The organism is Flagellimonas yonaguniensis (assembly GCF_029193885.1).
GTDB lineage: Bacteria > Bacteroidota > Bacteroidia > Flavobacteriales > Flavobacteriaceae > Flagellimonas > Flagellimonas yonaguniensis.
Genome location: NZ_JARFVB010000004.1, coordinates 164,902 through 186,724 on the forward strand (window position 1 = coordinate 164,902; position 21,823 = coordinate 186,724).

Genomic DNA, 21,823 nt, shown 5'->3' on the forward strand with positions numbered 1-21,823 from the left:
AAATTCAGTTTAATATGGTGTCAATATTTTTGAGCATCACGAATATAAGGTTTATTTTAGGTTCGTAATTCAAGAAACATCAACCTTAGTGATGTCTTAACACCTAAGAAGAAGAAAAAACACAGAATGGCAGACACGTATGATTTTGGCCTTGTGGGCCTTGGAGTAATGGGACGTAATTTCATTTTGAATGTAGCCGATAATGGCTTTAGTGCATTTGGAAATGATTTGGATGAAGAAAAAGTAAGGGCATTGATCAAAGAAGGCGGAAACTCTACCAAAGTGAATGCCTCTTCGGATGTGAAAACCTTTGTACATTCGTTGACAACCCCTCGAAAAATCATGTTGTTGGTGCCGGCCGGAAAAATTGTGGACAGCGTTATCGAAGGCTTGCTCCCCCATTTGGACGAAGGAGACATCATTATTGATGGAGGAAACTCATTTTACACTGATACTGACCGCCGCGAAGCCTATTTAAAAGACAAAGGCATCAATTTTTTCGGCGCTGGTGTTTCTGGTGGAGCCGAAGGAGCCAGAAAAGGACCAAGTATTATGCCCGGTGGGTCCAAGGAAGCCTACCAACACGTGAAACCCGTTTTTGAAGCCGTTTCTGCCAAATATAAAGGTGAACCCTGTGTGGCCTATCTCGGACCAAAATCAGCAGGAAACTACGTGAAAATGGTGCACAATGGCATCGAATACGGTTTGATGCAGTTGACTTCTGAGATTTACGACCTGCTCAAGAAGGCGGGCGGACTTACCAATGATGAGCTCCATAAAACCTATTCCGACTGGAATGAAGGACGCTTACAATCCTTTTTAGTGGAAATCACTTCCGAAATTTTTGATCAAAAAGATGATTTGACCAATAATGACCTTGTGGATATGATCCTAGACAAGGCCAAACAAAAGGGAACAGGAAAATGGACTTCGCAAAACGCAATGGATTTGGGAATTCCCGTGCCCACCATCGATATAGCGGTAAGTATGCGCGAAATATCCGCCCTAAAAGATGAAAGAATCAAAGCGGACGAATTGTATGACCGTCCAACCCCAAAAACAGTGGACAAGGATGATTTTACGGTAAAAGCGGAGCAAGCACTATATTTCGCCTTCATTATTACTTATGCACAAGGAATGCACCAATTGGCAGATGCTTCCAAAGAATACGGTTACGAACTGGAACTGGGTGAAATTGCCAAAATATGGCGAGCAGGCTGTATCATCCGTGCAGCACTATTGGCAGATATAACCGAAGCCTACCAAGTTGATAAAGATCTACAGAATTTATTACTATCCCCTTCTTTTGTGGAAAAAGTGCAAAGCACGGTGGATGCAGCACGGGAATTGGTAAGTTATGGAGCTGCCAATGGCATTCCATTACCTGGATTGTCCAATGCCCTTACCTATTTTGATGCCTATACGAGTAGCAGACTGCCGTTGAACCTGATTCAGGCACAACGTGATTACTTTGGGTCGCACACCTACGAGCGTTTGGATCGCGAAGGTATTTTCCACACGGAGTGGGAGAAATAATAACCTAAACGTTATTGTTTCAGATAAATGAGGTTTGAGTCATTATTTTACAGTGAAAGGCTTAACAAAAAACATGAGAGGTATCAGCTTACTTTAGCTGGATCATTTGCTATACTTGCTTTTGGAATTATTGCAGGTTTCTATAAGGATGAAAATTATAGAAGCGACTCAAGAAGATTGGCTAGACTAATAGGACGAGCCTTCAATGGACTTAAAAACATGGAAATTGTTGATGTTGTCATTGCTGGCCTAACAGCATTGGTACTTGGATTCATTACTATTTTTATTTTAGACAACATATTCCAAAACAGAAAAATAATTGTTGCGTTCGAAATTGACCAAACCAAACAAAGCGTAATATTTGAAACAAAAAAACTTGGTGGCAAGCAATCTATCAAAAATGAATATAGTTTGGGACAAATATCATTTTCAAATAGAAATCTAAAAGATGGAATAAATAATGATGTTTTTGACTGTTTGGAATTTAAGAAAGACCAAAAGTCTATCGGAATTCTATATTTAGACCATCCAATGTGGAGTATTGTCGATTCAATTGAATTAAATCACTCCATAAATATATTAAAAAAACTGATCATATAACTAAAATGAGAAAACTAATACTCCTTCTTACTTTTACCCTTTGCCTTGCAACCCTATCGGCTCAAAAAGAACCCTACGTCATCTACAACGCCAAAGGGAAAAAGGTATCGTACAAAAAAATGCTTAAGAACCTTGAGATAAAAGATATGGTACTGTTCGGGGAACTGCACAACAATCCCATTGCACATTGGCTCCAGTACGAGCTTACAGCCGACCTGCACGGCAAACGACAACTCATTCTAGGTGCCGAAATGATCGAAGCCGACAATCAGGACGAGCTCAACGATTACCTTTCTGGCAAAATAGATTATAAAGCGTTGGATTCCACCGCACGGCTCTGGAACAACCATAAAACCGATTATGCGCCCTTGGTGGACTTTGCCAAGGACAATAGTTTGGTTTTTGTGGCCTCCAATGTGCCAAGACGGTACGCCAGTATGGTGTACAAAGGTAGTTTTGAAGCCTTGGACTCACTCCCCACCCAAGAAAAGGAATGGATTGCCCCCTTGCCCATTGCTTATGATCCCGAATTGCCTGGGTATCAAAACATCCTAAAAATGATGGGCGACCATGGCAGCCCTACTTTGGTAATGGCCCAGGCCATTAAAGATGCCACCATGGCTCATTTTATCCTTGAAAATTACGAAGAGGCAAGCTTGTTTCTACATTACAACGGGGCCTACCATTCCAATAACTACGAAGGCATCCTTTGGTACCTGCAATTGGAACGCCCCGATTTGGAATACGGTACCATCTCCACGGTTACACAGGAAAATGTGCACAAACTGGAGACAGAAAACCACAATCTAGCCGATTACATTATCTGTGTGGACCAAAACATGACCACAACCTATTAATTCCACTACTTTTTTAGAGGTATCTCCCGGTAAGGGGCAAATTGCTTATTTTTAAGAGTCTAAATAACTGACCTCATGAAAAAATTATTCACCACCATGTTACTGTTTGTGGCCATAACCCCTATAGGGTTTGGTCAAGTGCAGTCAAATCTAGAGTTACTGGATATCTTTAATATGGAAAATGTTTCCGACCCACAGATTTCCCCTGATGGCTCTAAAATCATCTACGTAAGGAACTTCAAGGATGTGATGACAGACAAGAATCTTTCCAACCTCTGGACCATCAATTTTGATGGAACCAACAATCGACCGTTAACCACAGGCAATCACAATGACTTTGCCCCCAGATGGTCTCACGATGGCTCAAAAATCGTTTTCAAATCAAATATGGCGGACGATAAAATGAAACTCTACCTGATGTGGTTGGACACCAAGGAAACCATGGCCTTGACCAACACACCAAAATCCCCAGGTTCCGTTTCATGGTCTCCTGACAATACACATGTAGCCTTTAACATGTTCGTCCCGAAAGCCAATAAATCAATCATAAAAATGCCTGGCAAACCGGAAGGTGCCAAATGGAACGAGCCGCCCAAGTACATTGACAAAATGAACTATCGTGGGGATGGTGCCGGGTATTACAAAGGAGGTAACTCACAATTGTTTACCCTACCCATAAGCGGAGGCACACCCAAACAACTTACCTTTTCAGATTTTGACCACGGAGGGCCCATCTGGAGCAAGGATGGCAAACACTTATATTTCAGTGCCAACTTCCATAAAGATGAAGAGTTTGAGCCTGCGGATAGCGAAATCTACTCCATCAACGTAAACACAGGAGAAACCACTCCGCTCACTGACCGCTATGGTCCAGATTCACATCCCGTTTTATCTCCAGACGGTTCAAAAATTGCTTATTTGGGCTACGACGACCACTTACAAGGGTATCAACTTACCCAATTGTATATAATGAACACCGATGGCTCAGAATCACAGTTGATATCAGGTAACTTAGATCGTGATGTGGGAGACATGGCATGGAACAGTAAAGGAAACGGTCTATATTTTATTTATACTGATCAAGGAATGGGCAAATTGGCATCAGTCAGTCTATCCGGAAAAGTAGATGATATCACAAATGGATTAGGTGGTTTATCCTTGGGAAGACCATATAATGCCGCCAGTTTTTCAGCATCCACCAATAATAAATTTGCCTACACAATGGGCAATACCAGTCATCCCTCAGATTTGGGCGTATCAGATACTCGAAACACCAAACGTTTAACAGCTGTAAACGATGATCTATTTTCTTTTAAGAAATTGGGCGATGTTGAAGAAATGTGGTGGGAATCATCGTATGACCAAAGAAAAATACAGGGTTGGGTCGTAACTCCTCCCGACTTTGACCCATCAAAAAAATATCCGATGATCCTTGAAATCCACGGAGGTCCCTTTACCAGTTATGGTGAAGTATATTCCGCCGAGATTCAGGCCTATGCAGCCGAGGGTTATGTAGTGCTCTACACCAATCCACGTGGTAGTACCAGCTATGGTGAAGAATTCGGAAACCTGATACACCACGACTACCCCAACCATGACTACGAAGATTTAATGTCGGGCGTGGATGCCCTTTTGGAAAAAGGCTATGTGGATGAAAATAACTTATTTGTGACCGGAGGTTCCGGTGGTGGTGTACTTACTGCCTGGATTGTGGGGAAAACCGACCGCTTTAAGGCAGCAGTGGTGGCCAAACCCGTCATCAATTGGACGAGCTTTGTGCTTTATGCAGATGGGGTTCAATTTTTCTCCAAATATTGGTTCGGCAAAAAACCTTGGGAAGACCCCGAAAACTATAGGAGACGCTCGCCCCTTACTTATGTGGGGAATGTGACCACCCCAACAATGCTCTTGACAGGTGAAGAAGACTACCGAACCCCTATTGCGGAATCGGAGCAATTCTATGCAGCGCTAAAATTGGAAAATGTAGAGACAGCAATGGTAAGAATCCCTGGGGCTGGACACGGTATTGCCAACAAACCCAGCAATTTGATTGCCAAGATTGCAAGTGTACTGGCTTGGTTTGGTAAGTTCAAAGGAGATGATTAAAAGCCATGGCAAGATTGTTCAAAGATTATGGATAAAAAAACAAGCCCGGTTCACAATTGTGAACCGGGCTTCATTTTGGGTAAATCAATAGCCAAGACAATAGGTCAAACCATCGATTTGGGACTTAATTCCAGCCACCGCCCAAGGCGCGGTACATATTTACCTGGGCCAGTAGCTGGTCTCTTTTGGTCTCTACCAGTTCCATGCGGGACTCCAAGGCCTCACGTTGTGCCAAAAGCACCTCAATGTATTCCACCCTTGCGGATTGGAACAAGCGTGTGGACAAGTCTATGGATTCCGTTAAGGCCTGTACTTGACCATCTTTCAAATCATAGCTCTTTTTTAAGTTATCGATGTTGGACAACTGGTTGGCCACTTCGATGTAAGCATTCAAAATAGCCTTTTCATATTCATAAACCGCTTGCAACTGTCTTGCAGTCGCATTTTTATATTGTGCCTTGATCGCATTTCTATTGATCAAAGGTGCTACCATATCTCCAATGGCCGAATACAAAACAGATTCTGGCGTGGTGGTAAGGTATTTGGTATCGAATGCTTCCAGACCCAGACCTGCTTTTATCGTAAACTGCGGATAAAAGTTGGCCTTGGCCGCCTTGGTGTCCAATTTTGCTGCCGCCAATTCAAACTCAGCACTACGTACATCGGGTCTATTTTGCAACAATTGCGAAGGAATTCCAGCGTAAATCACATCAATGGGGGTGTCGATAAAATTATCGGACGCCCGCTGAATATGCTGCGGAGAGCGACCTATCAAAAAGTTCAATCGGTTTTCCACTTCCACGATTTCCTGTTGGATTTCATATTTATGACTTTGGTTTTTCATTACCTCTGCCTGAAAACGCTTAACAGCTAATTCCGTGGCACGAGCAGCTTGCTTTTGCAGTTTTACCATGCGTAATGCATTCTGCTGTATCTCTAAGTTTTGATCGATAATGGACTTCTGATTATCCAAAGCCATCAACTCATAATACGAATCAGCTATCTCGGCCACCAAATTAGTGACCATGAAATTCTTCCCTTCCACACTGGAAAGGTATTCGAACACAGCCGCTTTTTTCTCGTTACGAAGTTTCTTCCAAACATCGAGTTCCCAAGTGGCAAAGGCCCCAACCATATAATTGGTCAGGGGTTCGGGGAACTCTTCGCCTTCCTTCACTTCGAGATTCTTTTCCACGGAACCATTTCGGGTATACTCCCCCACTTTTTCAACCTCAGCACCAGCCTGAAGGTTGACAAAGGGCAAATACTCCCCTTTCTTGGCCTGAATCCTGTTTTTGGCCATATCCACTTGCTGCAACATGATGTTCAGCTCCTGGTTTTTTACCAAAGCGGAATCAATCAACGCAATGAGGTTGGGATCTTTAAAGAACTCCTTCCATTCCACCAATCCAGTGTTAACAGTATCGGCTGACTGGTTTTGATAGTTTTCCGGGACCACTACGTTCTCGTCCCTGATCTCGCGAGTGGGCACACAAGAATAAAAGGCCACCATCGCCATCATTCCGAATAAAAGTAATTTACTATGCTTCATCTTGGTCGCCATTTTTCTCTTTCTTTCCATTTCTTGTGGTCATTTTTTTCAAAAGTTTATTCACTTCTTTCAAACGAGTGCGCAATCTGCTCTCCCTATCATCATTCTTAAAGAATTCCTCCGAAATCGGTTCATCATGCTCATCCTTGATCAAGCTCTTGCCATCTGCCATTTTAGCAAATACATAGTACAGACCGGGAATCAACAAGACACCGAAAATGGTTCCGATAAGCATACCGCCCAAAGCAGAACCTCCGATGGTACGGTTTCCTATGGCACCTGCACCTGTTGCCACCACCAATGGTATCAAACCAGCGATAAAAGCAAACGAGGTCATTAAAATTGGCCTGAAACGCTGTTTGGAACCTTCAATGGCAGCTTCGAGAATGGTTGAGCCCTGTCGGTGTTTCTGGACCGCGAACTCAACGATCAATACTGCGTTCTTGCCTAACAGCCCAACCAACATGATCATTCCAATTTGTGCGTACACATCGTTCGACAATCCCATGAGCTTCAGCAGGAAGAATGAGCCGAACACTCCCACCGGAAGCGATAGGATCACTGCCAATGGGAGTAAGAAACTCTCATACTGGGCCGCCAATACCAAATACACGAATATGAGCACCACAATGAAAATATAAATGGACTCATTTCCACGTTGGGCTTCATCGTAAGAAAGACCTTCCCATGCTATATCGTATCCTCTTGGCAAATTTTGTTCCGCAACTTCACGAATGGCATCAATGGCATCGCCACTGGTATACCCTTTTGCGGGCAATCCACGGATGGCTGCCGAATTATACAGGTTATAGCGCGTTACCTCATTGGGACCCAAACGTTTCTCCATGGTCATAAATGAGGAATAGGGCACCATTTCCCCCTCTTCGTTCTTGACAAAGAGCTTTTCCAAATCGGACGGCATACCACGGTATTCGGGGGCAGCCTGGGTGTACACCTTAAAGAATCGCCCGAAACGAATGAATCCTTGTTCGTAGGTACTACCGATCAGAATGTTCAGGTTTTCCATGGCCTTTCCTATGGAAACGCCTTTTTGCATGGCCACCTTATTATTGATTTTCAACTCGTACTGCGGATAATTGGCAGCATAGAACGTAAACAAACCAGCCAACTCCTTACGCTCACGCAAGGCATCCATAAACTCATTGTTGATTCTTTCGAACTCATGGTAATCCGTACTATTGGTCTTGTCCAACAAACGCATTGCAAAACCACCGGATGAACCAAAACCTGGAACCGCTGGGGGCTCAAAATATTCGATTACCGCACCGAGGTCCTTGGTCTCTTCTTCCAGTTCCTCCATGATCTCGTGCACGGAATGCTCCCGTTGCGACCATGGCTTCAGGTTGATGAGACAGGTACCTGCATTGGAACCACGGCCTTCCGTCATGATCTCATAACCTGCCAAAGAGGAAACGGACTCCACGCCTTCGGTCTCCTCACAGATGGCCTGAAGTTTTCTGGCCACCTCATTGGTTCGTTCCAAAGTGGCTCCCGGAGGTGTCTGAATAATGGCGTAAATCATCCCCTGGTCTTCATTGGGGATAAATCCGGCGGGCAATACTTGGTTCGTAAAGAAAATACCTGCACAGAAAGCCAGTAACACTCCAAAAGTGACCACTCTGCGATTTACGATCTTGTTCAACACCCCAACATATCGTCCCGTAAGTTTTTCAAACCTTCCATTGAACCAATCAATGAATCGGTTTACAGGGGATTTCCGTCTCGGTTTACCATGGGTGTTTTTCAGCATCATGGCACATAGCACCGGTGTCAATGTCAGGGCCACTATGGCCGATATCACAATAGATCCCGCCATGGTTATGGAGAACTGTCGATAGAATACCCCCACAGGTCCCGTCATAAATGAGATGGGGATAAACACCGAGGTCATTACCAAGGTAATGGCAATAATGGCCCCACCAATCTCGCCCAATACTTCGTAGGATGCCTTGTAGGGCGTAAGGTTCTCTTCTTCCATTTTTACGTGGACGGCCTCAACCACTACAATAGCGTTGTCCACCACAATACCAATGGCCAATACAAGAGCAAACAGTGTTATCAGGTTGATGGACAGTCCAAAGAGCTGCATGACGAAGAATGCACCGATCAGCGATACGGGTACCGCAATGATGGGTATCAAAGTTGAACGCCAATCCCCTAAAAAGAGGAATACCACAATAGCCACCAGAATAAAGGCGTCACGAAGGGTATGCAGTACTTGATCTATGGATGCATCCAAGAAGTTGGATACGTCATAACTGATTTTATAATCAATTCCGGGGGGCATCTCCGCTTCCAGTTCCGTCAATTTTTCCTTGACTGATTTGATTACATCGCTACCGTTACTGCCAAAAGTCTGTTTTAATACTATGGATGCTGAGGGATCACCATCCAGATTGGAATAAATATCAAAGAACTCACTACCCAATTCAACATCGGCGACATCACCAAGTGTAAGGATTTCCCCATCATCGTTGGCCTTGATAATGATATCCTTGTATTGTTGGGGTTCGTTATATCGGTTCTGATAGACCAGTACATATTCCAGCGATTGCGCCTTTTTTCCCGAGCTTCTTCCTAAACGTCCAGGTCTAGCAAGAATACTTTGCTCTTCCATGGACTCCAAAATCTCTTCAGCGGAAACGTTGTAAGCCCGCATTCGGTCTGGTTTGAGCCAAACCCGCATGGCAAACTTTCGGCTACCCAGAATTTTGGCACTTGCAATACCGTTGATACGCTGGATCTCGGGTATCATTTTGGTATAAGCGTAGTTGTACAGGAATTTTTCGTCGTTGTTCTTGGCATCACTGAACAAGTTCACATACATCAACATACTGGGCTGAACGGGGGTAATCACCACCCCTTCCCGTTGCACCAGCTCGGGCAACAAGGGCATTACTTGATCCACCCGTGTCTTTACCCGGACCACGGCTTGGTTGGGGTCGGTTCCTGGTTCAAAGATCACACGTAAAGTTCCTTCTCCAGCACTTGTGGCATCTGAAGCGATGTACCGCATGCCCTGTACCCCGTTGATGGAGGTTTCCAAAGGAATTAGCGTGGAATTTACCAACACATCGGCACTTGAACCTGGGTAGGCAATGAATATATTGACCGTGGTGGGTGCAATTTGTGGGAACTGCGAAATAGGCAGTTGTTTTATGGCCAACAGTCCCGTAAAAACTATTATGACCGAGATCACAATAGCCAGAACAGGTCTGTGAATGAATTTTTTAAACATAATAACTAAGGATTATGGGATTGTTACTCAGTGTACAAATCAAGGTGGGCGAGTACGGATTCGGGTTTTTCAAAATCGTAATGTATCTTCTCCCCGCTTTTTACCATCCGGATACCTTCCAAAAGCACTTTGTCGTTCAACGAAAGCCCTTTTTCCACCACAAATAGGTGTGGTAGTTCAGCTCCTACGACTATTTCCCGCTGTTGTACGGTATCGTTCTCATCGAGTACAAACACAAATTTTTTGTCCAACACCTCAAAAGTTGCTTTTTGAGGGATAAGCATCGCTTTGTCCAGCGGCACTTTCATCAAAATGCTTCCTGTCTCGCCATGTCTTAAAATACCATCGGGATTGGAGAAGGTCGCCCTAAAGGCTATGTTTCCCGTTTCGTGGTTGAATTCTCCCTCAATGGTCTCCACAACACCTGACTGATTGAACTTTTTGTTATTGGCCATTAACAGCTCAACGGCTTGTTTTTCGTTCTTTTTGGCACTAGTTATGTAATCCAAATATTCGGCTTCGGGCACATTGAAGTACACCCACATCTTGGAGTTGTCGGATAGAGTCGTTAAAAGTTCTCCTTCGTCCAAAAGACTACCTTCCCTTGCCTCCAAATGGTCCATTATCCCATCAAATGGGGCACGGATATCGGTAAATCCTAAATGGGTCTCAGCCAATGTAACTTCTGCTTTGGCCCTATCAAACTCCGCTTTGGCCATGGCAAGTTCGTTTGCGGACACTACATTGCCATCTGCCAATAATTTAGTGTTCTTGTACTCTATTTCAGCTACTTCTGCCTCTGCTTTAGCCTTTTGCAGGTCTGCTTGGTAGACATTGGGCATAATGTGGAACATTTGCTGTCCCTTTTTTACATGTTGCCCTTCATCCACATAAATGTGCTGCAGGTATCCTTTTTCCAAAGCCCTTAGCTCAATATGCCTAATGGAATGGATTTGACACACATAGTCCTTGGTGATTGAAGTGTCTTTTTGAATGGGACTGGACACGAGAAATTTGGTTTCTTCCTTGTTTTCGTGTTCTTTGGATTCGCAGCTTGCATAGCACATCACTACAAGCAAGCCGATGAAGATGGAAAATCTCCTCATAGTTTTACTGGTTTAAAAAATGTTTAGAAATGGTCAAGGGAAGTCCGAATCCACATAAAGGGACCTGCCCTTGGTTATTGATTATTACCCAAAGGGTTGCGGATAGATGCAAAGCGCTGTTTCTGCCTTGCTAAAAAGAAATTCTAAATTCGGAATACCTGAAACCTAACATGCTTCCTTATGGACGAAGCCGATTTGGGTATGGAAAACCCACAGTTGGTGTTAGATTCCAAAAACAACTGCCCCCAAGAGGCAGCAAAAAAATTGGCAGTTGAAAAACTGCCATACTCCAAAGAAAAACTGTGTGATGTCGCTTCTTCCTCACGCTCGTCCTTTTCTTCAATGTCTATTTCAGCGCAGTGCCTTTTTTCTAGCCCTGATTGCAAAGCATTGAACGAAGCGAAGGAATGTTGATTTTCTAAATTTTGAAGGTGGCAAGCATTGTTCGCATGCGTAGTGTTTTGCGAATCTGCATACAAATTAATGAGTCCTCCCAACAATAGGATAAATAGAGGAAACAAATATTTTGCAAATGCTTTTTTCATTTGGGGAACAAAACTATGTCAACCAAACTTCTCCAACAAATAGTGTTTGTTAATTATGGTTAAATTTTAATTACGAGCTGTTTTTCTTGATGAAAATTTTGTAAACACTGGCAAAAAATCAGAAATAAACAAACTGTATTTCACAATGCTACTCCAAATACAGTCGTAGCACACATAATTTGTATTGAAAAGAACAGTCATTTTGAGTCTTTTGCCTTAATTTTCCGCAAAAGCACACATCTATTTTGAAAACTTCCAATCATCTATTGTACTGTCATTTGAAGAAGTATGCATCTTTTGAAGATTCTGATTTTCCTCAAATGCTCTCCTATTTTGAAGAGCTTGATTTGAAAAAGAAAGACATCGTAATGAAAGCTGGAAACCTTTGCAACCATAACTTTTTTGTGATGGATGGATGCCTCCACATGTATTTCACTTCTGAAAAAGGAACCGAACGAACCGTACAATTTGCCTTGGAAGGCTGGTGGATTTCCGATTTTTTGGCCTACCACAACCGAACCAATACCGATTTTAATATTCAAGCTGTGGAAAACACCAAGGTCCTTGCCATTAGTTATGAAAAACAAGAGCAATTGTACCATGACTTTCCCCTATTTGAACGCTATTTCAGGACGATCCATCAAATAGGGTATGGGGCATCCCTAAATAAAATGAAATACCTCCACAATTTATCCAAAGAGGACATTTACCTTCATTTTACGGAGCATTTTCCTGAGTTTGCCCAACGCGTGCCCCAATATTTAATTGCTTCCTTTTTAGGACTCACTCCAGAATATGTGAGTGAAATACGGGCAAAAAAGCGTTCTTAAACCCGTTTAAGTTTTCTGTTTTACTCCCGCGATACCTTCGCATCAATATTTTAAAACAACAATCATGGAAAAAAGAATTCAAATTGATGCAACGGAACCCAATGCGTTTAAAGCCATGTTCGGGCTGGAAAAATATATCCAAGAAGGTCAGTTGGACAAAATTCATTATGAGTTGATAAAAATCAGGGCGTCACAGCTCAACGGATGTTCATTCTGCATAAATATGCACACCACAGATGCATTGGCACTGGGAGAAAATCCAAAAAGATTGTTTTTATTGGATGCTTGGTGGGACACCGACCTATTTACCGATGAAGAAAGGGTAATCCTGAAAGCTACGGAAGAAGTAACCATGGTCCATAAAAATGGCCTGAGCCAAGAAACCTACGAAAAAGCCTTGACATTATTCGATGAACACTACTTCTCACAAATCATCATGGCCATTGTTACCATAAATGCTTGGAACCGTATCGCAATAAGTACCCACAAGCCTTTACAGGATTAAATCCTTTTTATTTAACACACTTCAAAAGGCCCGAATTGGGCCTTTGTTTTTTTTGAGCTGGTAAAAACAAAATCCTATCTTAGTGTTCAACAACGTACCAACACTTTGATATGGTCAACAAGCTTACTTTTTTATTTGTTTTACTGATATTTTCATGCACCTCATGTAAAAACGAAAAAACAGAGAACAATGATTCCGAGACCACAATCAAAGATTTCAATACGGTCAGCATCGATAATGAGTATCATATAAAGATGCCTCGTTTTTTAAAAGGTACTACGGGATTGAACGAAGAGGCATCATTGCAATATCAAAGTTTACTCCGTGAAGCCTACGTTATCATAATCGATGAGCCCAAAAAAGGATTTGAAGAAGTCTATAGGGATTTGGAACAATACGATGATGCTCTTTCCGTCATACAGAATTATAGGGGTGCCAGATTAAAAATACTTTCGAGAACCTCAGAAATCAACAGCAAATCTGAACCGAAATCCATCAAAATACATGGTTTGGATGCTGAAGCTTTGGAGTTGGATGCGAAAGTAAATGGCCTGGACAACGATATCTCTTATTTTTTGACCTTTGTTGATGGTCGTGAAAAGGTGTATATGATCATGTGCTGGACCTTGAAGAACCAAAAAGAAGAACACAAAAAAACCTTTAAAACGATCGCCGAATCTTTTGAATTGATTGATTAGCAAACCGCTTTAAAGGTTTTTGTTCTATTCCCTGTTATACGTTTAAAAACACTTAATTGTCAATTCGAGTGAAATTCCGAAGGAATTTTGTATCGAGAATAGCATCTTAACTTCTTGTTATGGTTCTCGATACGATTTTTCAAAATAAAAAACCACTCGAACTGACATATTTCAGTGCTAATTGTGTAAAATAGATAGACTTGTGATTTAACATTTACTTGCTCAAGTACATTTTTCGTCTCGAATACAAGTTATAAAACTCATCATCTTTCAAGCTTTCGATAAATAGGATGCTCTCCCCAGTACTCTTCATTTCCGGCCCTAGGTTTTTGTTCACATTAGGGAATTTGTTGAAAGAGAACACGGGTTGTTTTATCGCATAACCATCCAAATGTGGGTTAAAGTCAAAGTCCTTGACCTTTTTATCACCCAACATCACTTTGGTTGCGTAGTTCACATAAGGTTCTTTGTATGCTTTTGCTATAAACGGAACCGTACGGGACGCCCGTGGGTTGGCCTCAATGATGTACACAATATCATCTTTTACGGCAAACTGAATATTGATCAAACCTACGGTATTGAGTGCCAAGGCAATCTTTTTGGTATGATCCTTTATCTGTTGCATGACAAATTCGCCCAAGTTAAACGGTGGCAATGTCGCATTGGAGTCACCTGAGTGGATTCCACAGGGTTCGATGTGCTCCATTATCCCGATAATGTACACATCTTCCCCATCACAAATGGCATCTGCCTCGGCTTCGATGGCACCATCCAAGTAGTGGTCCAAAAGCAATTTGTTGTTGGGTATCTTACGCAACAAATCCACTACATGGGCTTCCAGCTCTTCTTTGTTGATCACGATTTTCATTCCCTGTCCACCTAACACATAGGATGGTCGTACCAGTAATGGAAATTTAAGCTCATCTGCCAATTCCAAGGCTTCATCTGCAGTTTCGGCCACACCAAATTTTGGGTAAGGGATGTTGTTATCTTTCAAAAGTGAAGAGAAACTTCCCCTGTCCTCGGCCAAATCCAAGGATTGGAAACTGGTTCCTATAATATTGATTCCGTATTTATCCAGTTTTTCGGCAAGCTTCAAAGCAGTCTGCCCTCCCAATTGCACAATCACACCTTCTGGCTTTTCGTGAAGGATGATATCGTAGATATGCTCCCAGAATACGGGTTCAAAGTATAACTTGTCCGCTGTATCAAAATCCGTGGAAACGGTTTCTGGGTTACAGTTGATCATGATGGTTTCGTAACCACACTCAGCTGCTGCCAACACGCCATGCACACAGCAGTAATCAAACTCAATCCCCTGGCCAATTCGGTTGGGACCAGAACCCAATACCACTACTTTTTTCTTGTCCGTAACCTCACTGTCATTAGCTACATAGCGCTTACCATCAGCGGTTTCTATTTCTTCTTCAAAAGTGGAATAGTAGTATGGGGTAACCGCCTTAAACTCGGCGGCACAGGTATCAACCAGTTTGTACACCCGGTTGATGTTCAAATCCATGCGCTTGCTGTGTACTTCGCTCTCCCAGCAATCCAGCATGTGGGCAATCTGTCTGTCTGCAAAACCTTTTTGTTTCGCTTCCAATAACAGAGCTTTTGGCAGGCTTTCTATGGTATATTTTGATATTTCCATCTCCAAGTAGTGCAATTCCTCGTATTGTTTTAGAAACCACATATCTATCTTGGTGATCTCATGGATGCGTTTTAATGGAATCCCCAATTGGATGGCATCGTAAATCACGAATACCCTATCCCAACTTGGCACTCTTAATTTTTCAATGATGGTTTCGTAATCCTTGTAGCCTTTTCCATCAGCGCCCAATCCGTTTCTTTTGATTTCGAGGGATTGGGTGGCTTTATGCAAGGCTTCTTGGAAAGATCGTCCAATACCCATTACTTCTCCCACGGACTTCATCTGAAGACCCAAAGTTCTATCAGAACCTTCGAATTTATCAAAGTTCCAACGTGGTATTTTTACAATCACGTAGTCCAAAGTTGGCTCGAACAAAGCTGATGTGGATTTCGTAATCTGGTTGTCCAACTCGTCCAAAGTATAGCCTATCGCCAATTTGGCTGCGATTTTTGCAATCGGATATCCCGTGGCTTTGGATGCCAATGCTGATGATCGGGAAACCCTTGGGTTGATCTCGATCGCGATGATATCTTCTTTCTCGTCCGGGCTTACGGCAAACTGTACGTTACATCCTCCTGCGAAGTCCCCTATACTGCGCATCATGTGGATAGCCATGTCCCTCATTCGTTGAAAGGTCCTATCGGACAAGGTCATAGCGGGAGCTACAGTAATGGAATCCCCTGTATGGATACCCATTGGGTCCATATTTTCGATGGTACAGATGATGACCACATTGTCATTTTTATCACGTAGCAGCTCCAACTCGTATTCTTTCCAACCCATCAAGGCTTTGTCGATCATTACCTCGTGAATTGGGGAAACCTCGAGACCGTGGCTCAACATATCATCAAACTCTGCTGGATCGTGCACAATGGCCGCTCCTGCCCCACCGAGTGTAAAGGACGCCCTAATTACCAAGGGAAACCCAAATTCTTGTGCAATTTCTTTTCCTTTCAAAAAAGATGTTGCGGAAGCCTGTGGTGGCATCCCGATTCCGATTTTAAGCATCAATTCCCTAAACTTCTCACGGTCTTCGGTAATGTTGATGGCATCGATGTCCACCCCTATGATCTCCACTCCAAAATCTTCCCAGATACCTTTTTCATCGGCTTCGATACATAGGTTCAATGCTGTTTGTCCGCCCATCGTTGGCAATACAGCATCAATATTTGGGTGGTTTTGTAGTATCTCTATGATTGACTTGGTCGTCAACGGTTTTAGATAAACGTGGTCTGCCATGGCAGGATCCGTCATAATGGTGGCGGGGTTGCTGTTTATCAAAATGGTTTCTATACCATCTTCCCGTAGGGAGCGAAGTGCTTGGGAACCAGAATAATCGAACTCACATGCCTGACCGATGATGATCGGACCAGAACCAATAATCAAAATGGAATTTAAATCTTTTCTTTTGGGCATTTTCTATAGGGGTTTCTCGTTATCTGCTTATATGTCAAAAAAAAGGTGTTACCTAGAAAAGTAACACCTTTAATTTAAATAATAAATACTATCATTATTTTTTATGTCTTGGCTCAGAGGAAACAGTTAGTCTTTTTCTTCCTTTGGCTCTTCTTCTCGCAAGAACTTTTCTACCATTGGCAGTCGCCATGCGCTCCCTAAAACCATGCTTGTTTCTTCTCTTCCTTTTGGATGGTTGATACGTTCTTTTCATTTCCGAACTGTTTTATGGATTTTGTTGATGGGAAATTAAACTTCCCTAAAAAATTCTGGGCGCAAATATACGAAGACTTTTTACTTTGGCAAGCCCAAACTTAAAATATTTAATTAACTTTTTAGTACTTTTGCCAGCGCTTAACTAAAGGTAAAAATCACTAGACAATATGTTCAATAAAAATATCAAGCTCGTCATTGCCGTTCTTATCATTGCTTATGCCGTTTACCAGTTCGTGGAAGGCAACATTGGCAACGGAATCGCATTGATCTTGCTCTCCCTCGTGTTCATCTTCCTATACTTCAGGAATGAGTTCATCCTTTTGGCTTTTCTTAAAATGAGAAAGCAGGATTTGGAAGGGGTGCAAGGCTGGCTTGATAAAATTAAGAACCCTGAATCTGCTTTGATCAAAAAACAAGTGGGGTACTATAACTACTTGCACGGTATCATCTACTCACAAAAAAACCTGACCCAGGCCGAAAAGTACTTTAAAAAGGCCTTGAAATACGGTTTGACCATGGATTACGATGTGGCCATGGCCAAATTGAGCTTGGCGGGCATTGCCATGCAAAAGCGCAGAAAGCGTGAGGCCACCCAATTGTTGAGCGAGGCCAAGAAATTGGACAAGAACAATATGCTTACCGACCAGATCAAGATGATGCAGCAGCAGATGAAGAAGATCTAGGGTCTTTTTCTTTCCATCTTATCTTATTTTCTATTCTTTTTCTGTTGGATTGATGATTCGTCAATTTCGAATGAACATTTAACCCGACAAATCCTAACTTCACTCCTTTCTACCGACAGGCAGGTATCGTATGCTAAAAATCATTGAAACAATTTTTAGCTAATCGTTAACAAACATAAAACTGAATCCCCTTCTTTAAAACCGAAACATTAATTTTTCAGAAGTTGTAACCTCTCATCCTTATTCTTCGTCTAAAAGAATGAACTTTGAGAATTAAAACAATGAAAAAAATAATCATAGCCTTATTGTATGTTGGAATATTGAATTCCTGTAAAACAGCAACTAAACAAACTTCAAAATATTCAGAAAAAGTAGAGGAATCTCAAATACTTTTAGATAGCTCGAATTTGGGGGGAAAATTCAACGGAACAATTTTAATTGCTGAAGGAGAAAAGATACTTTTTCAAAAAGCCTATGGATTTAATGAAACAGATAGAAAATCTAATGAGATAAATACGAAATATGACTTGGCTTCAATGGGCAAAATGTTTACTGCTATTTCTATAATGCAATTAAAGGAGCAAGGAAAAATCAAACTCGAACAAACTGTTGGCGAAATATTGTCTGATTACCCAAATATCGAAGCTAAAACAATTACAGTTCAACAATTGCTGTCACATACATCTGGATTGGGAGATTTTTTCAGTCCTGAATTTGATAAAAATAAAGATTCCATTAAGAATTTATCGGACTACTTACCTTACTTCGTAAATGACCCTTTAGAATTCAAACCCGGAGAGCGTATGAGATATAGTAATGCTGGTTATGTCGTTTTAGGTTTAATCATTGAAAAAGTTACAGGCAAAAGTTATAATGAATATTTGACAAAAAACGTATTCAGTCCAGCAGATATGACTTCGACTGGACCATTGTCAAGTTCGGCAGGTGGTGGTAATTCGACAGTTTCAGATTTACAAAAATTCGCATTCGCTTTTCAAGGCTACAAACTCGTAAACGAAGAATCTTTTAAATTAATGATTGCCGACCATTTCAATAATGGTTATGGTTATGGAATGAGTTTGAGAGATTTAAACGGAACAAAAATATATGGTCATAACGGTGGAGCTCCAGGAATTTCAGGAGAATTGGATATGGTAATTGGAGAACCTTTAATAATCGTAACAATGTCAAATCGAAGTCCTAATGATGGTTGGGCTCAGGTAAGAACCAACATTAGAAAAGCTTTTTTTGGAAATACGCCTGAAATCGAACAATTTTTAAACACAGAACAAGTAATTAAAACCTATCGGGAACAAGGATTTGATGAGGCGAGTAAAAAACTTACCAAACTCGGCAATAACATTATTGACAAAAACGCCTTTGAATATGCGGAGAAATATGCTATGCAAGGGCAATCAAATAAAGCCGTTGATATTTTAAAGCTTTTGGTTCAGGCATATCCTGACCAATGGTACCCTTATAGTTTTTTGGCCGATTTCCAGCTACAAGCAGGACAGAAAGAAGAAGCTATTAAAAATTATAGAAAAAGTTTGGAATTAAACCCTGAAAATGGGCAAGCAATTGAACAAATAAAAATGTTAGAGTCGCAAAAATAAAAACTACGTTTGCCAACAACGTATATAAAAAATAGCACACCAAATCCGCTACTTTTTATATACAAACACGATAAGTGCAATTCTAAAAAAACACCTTCTTTCCTAATTAAAATTCAAGTCAAATCTAAATTTAGCTAACCTTTCTATCACTACAATTATGTAGTTTTATCTTTTTTAGACTGCATTACCTATGTATTACCCCCTTAACCTCAACGGCGTTACTGTCCATCCCTTATTTGGTGTTCTCCTTAAAGGCGATCCCTATATCTTTGATTTTTCATCCAACAACCCAAAAACACTGGAGTACACGCTTTTTGATTTTCAGCAGTTCAACACCATGATTTTTGATGAGCTGGAAACTTCTAACCACCAATGGGGCATTGGCAAATACTTGGAGGAGCGCAAAAATCTCCTAAGAGCCTATCCGAATATCATCGAGGAACAACGGTATTATCATCTTGGTCTGGATATCATCGTACCATATAACACCCCAATGTATGCTCCCTTGGATGCTGAAGTTTTTCAAATAGGTAAAGAAACTACAGTGGGCAACTATGGAGGCTACATCATCTTAAAACACGATATCAATGGTGTAGTTTTTTATTCGTTGTACGGGCACTTGAAAACGCCGCACTTGGTCAATATTGGAGACGAAATCAAGGCCGGTCAAAAGTTTGCACACATAGGGCAAGAAAGTGATAGTGGGGGCTGGTTTTGCCATGTGCATTTACAAATCCTGACCCAAGCAGCGATTGATGCCAGATATTCTGATTGGGGATACATTTCACCAGCATTACTGCCAAAGGTGGAAACATATTTCCCCTCGCCTTACTTCCTCTTCAAGTATTAAAAGAAGAACCCGCTACTTCCCCGTACTCCCCACTCGATAAACGCCTTTGTTCGGGATTTCGATAGTGTACTTTTTACGGGAAGCATTGTTCAGATGCGGTTCGCGCAACCACGGGTTGTGTCTTTTCAAAACCTTGTAGTTGATTTCGTAAAGCTCCGCAAAATCGGCCCAATTGGTCACGGCCGTATCCACCTCAACAGAAAAGGTGGGTACTTTTTCGTACATATCGTCCTCATCCAATTGAAAACCATATTTATCCCGATTGGATAGAATTTCCTTGATGGCCAAAATACGGAACACGTAGCGCCCTGTCTCCTGCCCCAACAACAAATCGTAGTAATCATCCACTTGTTGAATGCCCATGTATTTTTGAACACCTGCAGGCCCTGCATTATAGGCTGCAGCGGTCAAGGTCCAGCTTCCAAAGCGGTCTTTCCACTTGTTCAGGTAATCGCAGGCCACTTGGGTCGCTTTTTCCACATGGTAGCGTTCATCCACATTGTCGTTTACCTCAAGACCGTATTCTCTTCCCGTTCCTCTCATGATCTGCCAAAAACCAGTAGCTCCTGCTGGGGAAACCACATTTTGAAGACCACTCTCGGCAACGGCCAAATATTTAAAATCATCCGGGATACCATTTTTTTTAAGAATGGGTTCGATAATCGGGAAGTATTTATTTGCCCTTTTCATCAACAAGAGGGCATTGGATTGCCAATAGGTGTTCACCAAAAACTCACGGTCCACTCGTTCCATGATCTCCGGGTCATCTTGTGGAACAGACTCTCCAGCAAAATTCAAATCCTCTGGAATTTCTATGGCACTGATTTGATAGGTGTCCGCCACATTCTTGTCCGTGGTTTCGGTCTCGGATTCCTTGATCACAGGTTTTTCCTCTATCTCGTTTGACTGCACCGCAAAAATCAAGGTGCTTACAACGGCTATCAATCCTATTACAGCAAGTATGTTCTTTATGTGTTTCATAGCAATTCTTTTATTTTGAGTACCGTAAAGATACTATTATATAGACGAAATTATTTCAAAATAATTGTGGGCAGGTGCTCATTGAACCATCGGGCCCGATGTATGATCATGGTATGGGTGCCATTTTTCACCGAAATACAGTCCTCAATGTTAGCCATTGGGAAAACAGCATCCCGCTCTCCTTGAATGTGCACCATATTTTCTGCCGGAGCCTCTTGGTCCCAATTCACAATCTGGTCTATGGACCAATCGATATAATATTTATCACGTACGGACAAATACTTTTCATACAAATGCAAACGTTTGGTCACGGTTTCCCCGAACGCATATTTGGCCAATAGTTCCACATTGTTCACCAAACCTGTAGGCAACAATTTGTGGACTTTGGTGTACTTGGCAAAAATCATTCGCTTGGGTAGTTCGTGCTTGCTTTTCACTGAAGACACCACAATGACTTTATGGGTAGGGATGATTTTAGCCATCTCCTGTACCAACATGCCACCAAACGAAACTCCGAGCAACACAGGGTTGGGGTTTTCAATCTTTTCGCACATTTTTTTAGCGTAATCAACAAGGCTCATCCCCTTATCGGGCACAAACCACTCCAAAGTATGGACTATGAACTGGTCTTTGGGAAGTTTTATCCCATCAAAAATTGAAGCGTTGGCTGCCATTCCCGGCATGAGGTACACATGGATTTTATTATCGGACATATTGTACCAAATATCGACAAGGACTAGGAAATTAGCAATATTTTGACTAATTTTGTATCCCTTT

18 protein-coding genes are annotated in these 21,823 nt (G+C 41.9%); 10 read left to right on the forward strand and 8 right to left on the reverse strand.

All coding sequences use genetic code 11. The annotated features are described in order from the left end of the window. Nucleotides 1-126: 126 nt before the first annotated feature. From gndA to PY092_RS08960, 4 genes are all read left to right on the forward strand, one after another. Complete coding sequence (gndA, locus tag PY092_RS08945) at nucleotides 127-1,536, forward strand: NADP-dependent phosphogluconate dehydrogenase (RefSeq protein WP_275615509.1); 1,410 nt, start codon at nucleotides 127-129, stop codon at nucleotides 1,534-1,536. 27 nt (nucleotides 1,537-1,563) lie between these two features. Beyond that, entirely contained in the window at nucleotides 1,564-2,136 is a 573-nt protein-coding gene (locus PY092_RS08950) for a hypothetical protein (RefSeq protein WP_275615510.1), read from the forward strand. A 5-nt stretch (nucleotides 2,137-2,141) separates the two neighbouring features. Further along, entirely contained in the window at nucleotides 2,142-2,993 is an 852-nt protein-coding gene (locus PY092_RS08955; RefSeq protein ID WP_275615511.1) for a ChaN family lipoprotein, read from the forward strand. Nucleotides 2,994-3,068: 75 nt separating this feature from the next. After that, nucleotides 3,069-5,099 carry a S9 family peptidase gene (locus PY092_RS08960; protein ID WP_275615512.1) on the forward strand — a complete coding sequence of 677 codons (2,031 nt, stop codon included), beginning with the start codon at nucleotides 3,069-3,071 and terminating at the stop codon, nucleotides 5,097-5,099. Between the two features lie 124 nt (nucleotides 5,100-5,223). On the opposite strand, the gene PY092_RS08965 is transcribed toward PY092_RS08960, so the two are convergent. The 4 genes from PY092_RS08965 to PY092_RS08980 all read right to left on the reverse strand — a co-directional run bounded on the left by PY092_RS08965 (nucleotide 5,224) and on the right by PY092_RS08980 (nucleotide 11,561). Continuing rightward, a complete protein-coding gene (locus tag PY092_RS08965; protein WP_275615513.1) occupies nucleotides 5,224-6,681 on the reverse strand; it encodes a TolC family protein in 1,458 nt (485 codons plus the stop codon). Beyond that, the gene (locus PY092_RS08970) at nucleotides 6,641-9,910 is read right to left on the reverse strand and encodes an efflux RND transporter permease subunit (protein WP_275615514.1); all 3,270 of its coding nucleotides are present in this window, start codon (nucleotides 9,908-9,910) and stop codon (nucleotides 6,641-6,643) included. The genes PY092_RS08965 and PY092_RS08970 overlap by 41 nt, the downstream gene beginning before the upstream one ends. 23 nt (nucleotides 9,911-9,933) lie before the next feature. Continuing rightward, the gene (locus PY092_RS08975; protein WP_275615515.1) at nucleotides 9,934-11,016 is read right to left on the reverse strand and encodes an efflux RND transporter periplasmic adaptor subunit; all 1,083 of its coding nucleotides are present in this window, start codon (nucleotides 11,014-11,016) and stop codon (nucleotides 9,934-9,936) included. A gap of 143 nt (nucleotides 11,017-11,159) precedes the next feature. After that, nucleotides 11,160-11,561: a hypothetical protein gene (locus tag PY092_RS08980; protein ID WP_275615516.1), complete on the reverse strand. Its 402-nt coding sequence runs from the start codon at nucleotides 11,559-11,561 to the stop codon at nucleotides 11,160-11,162. Between the two features lie 245 nt (nucleotides 11,562-11,806). Here PY092_RS08980 and PY092_RS08985 point away from each other — a divergent pair, with 245 nt between their 5' ends. The 3 genes from PY092_RS08985 (at nucleotide 11,807) to PY092_RS08995 (ending at nucleotide 13,594) form a co-directional block, all read left to right on the forward strand. Further along, nucleotides 11,807-12,391, forward strand: coding sequence for a Crp/Fnr family transcriptional regulator (locus PY092_RS08985; RefSeq protein ID WP_275615517.1), 585 nt, complete (start codon nucleotides 11,807-11,809; stop codon nucleotides 12,389-12,391). A gap of 64 nt (nucleotides 12,392-12,455) precedes the next feature. After that, nucleotides 12,456-12,896: a carboxymuconolactone decarboxylase family protein gene (locus PY092_RS08990; RefSeq protein ID WP_275615518.1), complete on the forward strand. Its 441-nt coding sequence runs from the start codon at nucleotides 12,456-12,458 to the stop codon at nucleotides 12,894-12,896. Nucleotides 12,897-13,006: 110 nt separating this feature from the next. Then, a complete protein-coding gene (locus tag PY092_RS08995; RefSeq protein ID WP_275615519.1) occupies nucleotides 13,007-13,594 on the forward strand; it encodes a hypothetical protein in 588 nt (195 codons plus the stop codon). Between the two features lie 214 nt (nucleotides 13,595-13,808). On the opposite strand, the gene carB is transcribed toward PY092_RS08995, so the two are convergent. Both carB and rpmH read right to left on the reverse strand, forming a co-directional pair. Next, a complete protein-coding gene (gene carB / locus PY092_RS09000) occupies nucleotides 13,809-16,661 on the reverse strand; it encodes a carbamoyl-phosphate synthase large subunit (protein ID WP_275615520.1) in 2,853 nt (950 codons plus the stop codon). A 94-nt stretch (nucleotides 16,662-16,755) separates the two neighbouring features. Beyond that, nucleotides 16,756-16,914, reverse strand: coding sequence for a 50S ribosomal protein L34 (gene rpmH, locus PY092_RS09005; RefSeq protein ID WP_072882462.1), 159 nt, complete (start codon nucleotides 16,912-16,914; stop codon nucleotides 16,756-16,758). Between the two features lie 169 nt (nucleotides 16,915-17,083). Between rpmH and PY092_RS09010 the strand changes: the two genes are divergently transcribed. From PY092_RS09010 to PY092_RS09020, 3 genes are all read left to right on the forward strand, one after another. After that, on the forward strand, nucleotides 17,084-17,599 hold the full coding sequence (locus tag PY092_RS09010; RefSeq protein ID WP_275615521.1) for a DUF2892 domain-containing protein: 516 nt from the start codon (nucleotides 17,084-17,086) through the stop codon (nucleotides 17,597-17,599). A 281-nt stretch (nucleotides 17,600-17,880) separates the two neighbouring features. Then, nucleotides 17,881-19,215, forward strand: coding sequence for a serine hydrolase (locus PY092_RS09015; protein WP_275615522.1), 1,335 nt, complete (start codon nucleotides 17,881-17,883; stop codon nucleotides 19,213-19,215). A gap of 190 nt (nucleotides 19,216-19,405) precedes the next feature. Then, nucleotides 19,406-20,065, forward strand: a complete 660-nt coding sequence (locus tag PY092_RS09020; protein WP_275615523.1) for a peptidoglycan DD-metalloendopeptidase family protein — start codon at nucleotides 19,406-19,408, stop codon at nucleotides 20,063-20,065. Nucleotides 20,066-20,077: 12 nt separating this feature from the next. Here PY092_RS09020 and PY092_RS09025 read toward each other — a convergent pair whose 3' ends face one another. Beyond that, a complete protein-coding gene (locus PY092_RS09025) occupies nucleotides 20,078-21,046 on the reverse strand; it encodes a lytic transglycosylase domain-containing protein (protein WP_275615524.1) in 969 nt (322 codons plus the stop codon). 50 nt (nucleotides 21,047-21,096) lie between these two features. Continuing rightward, a complete protein-coding gene (locus PY092_RS09030; RefSeq protein WP_275615525.1) occupies nucleotides 21,097-21,759 on the reverse strand; it encodes an alpha/beta hydrolase family protein in 663 nt (220 codons plus the stop codon). Nucleotides 21,760-21,823 lie beyond the last annotated feature (64 nt).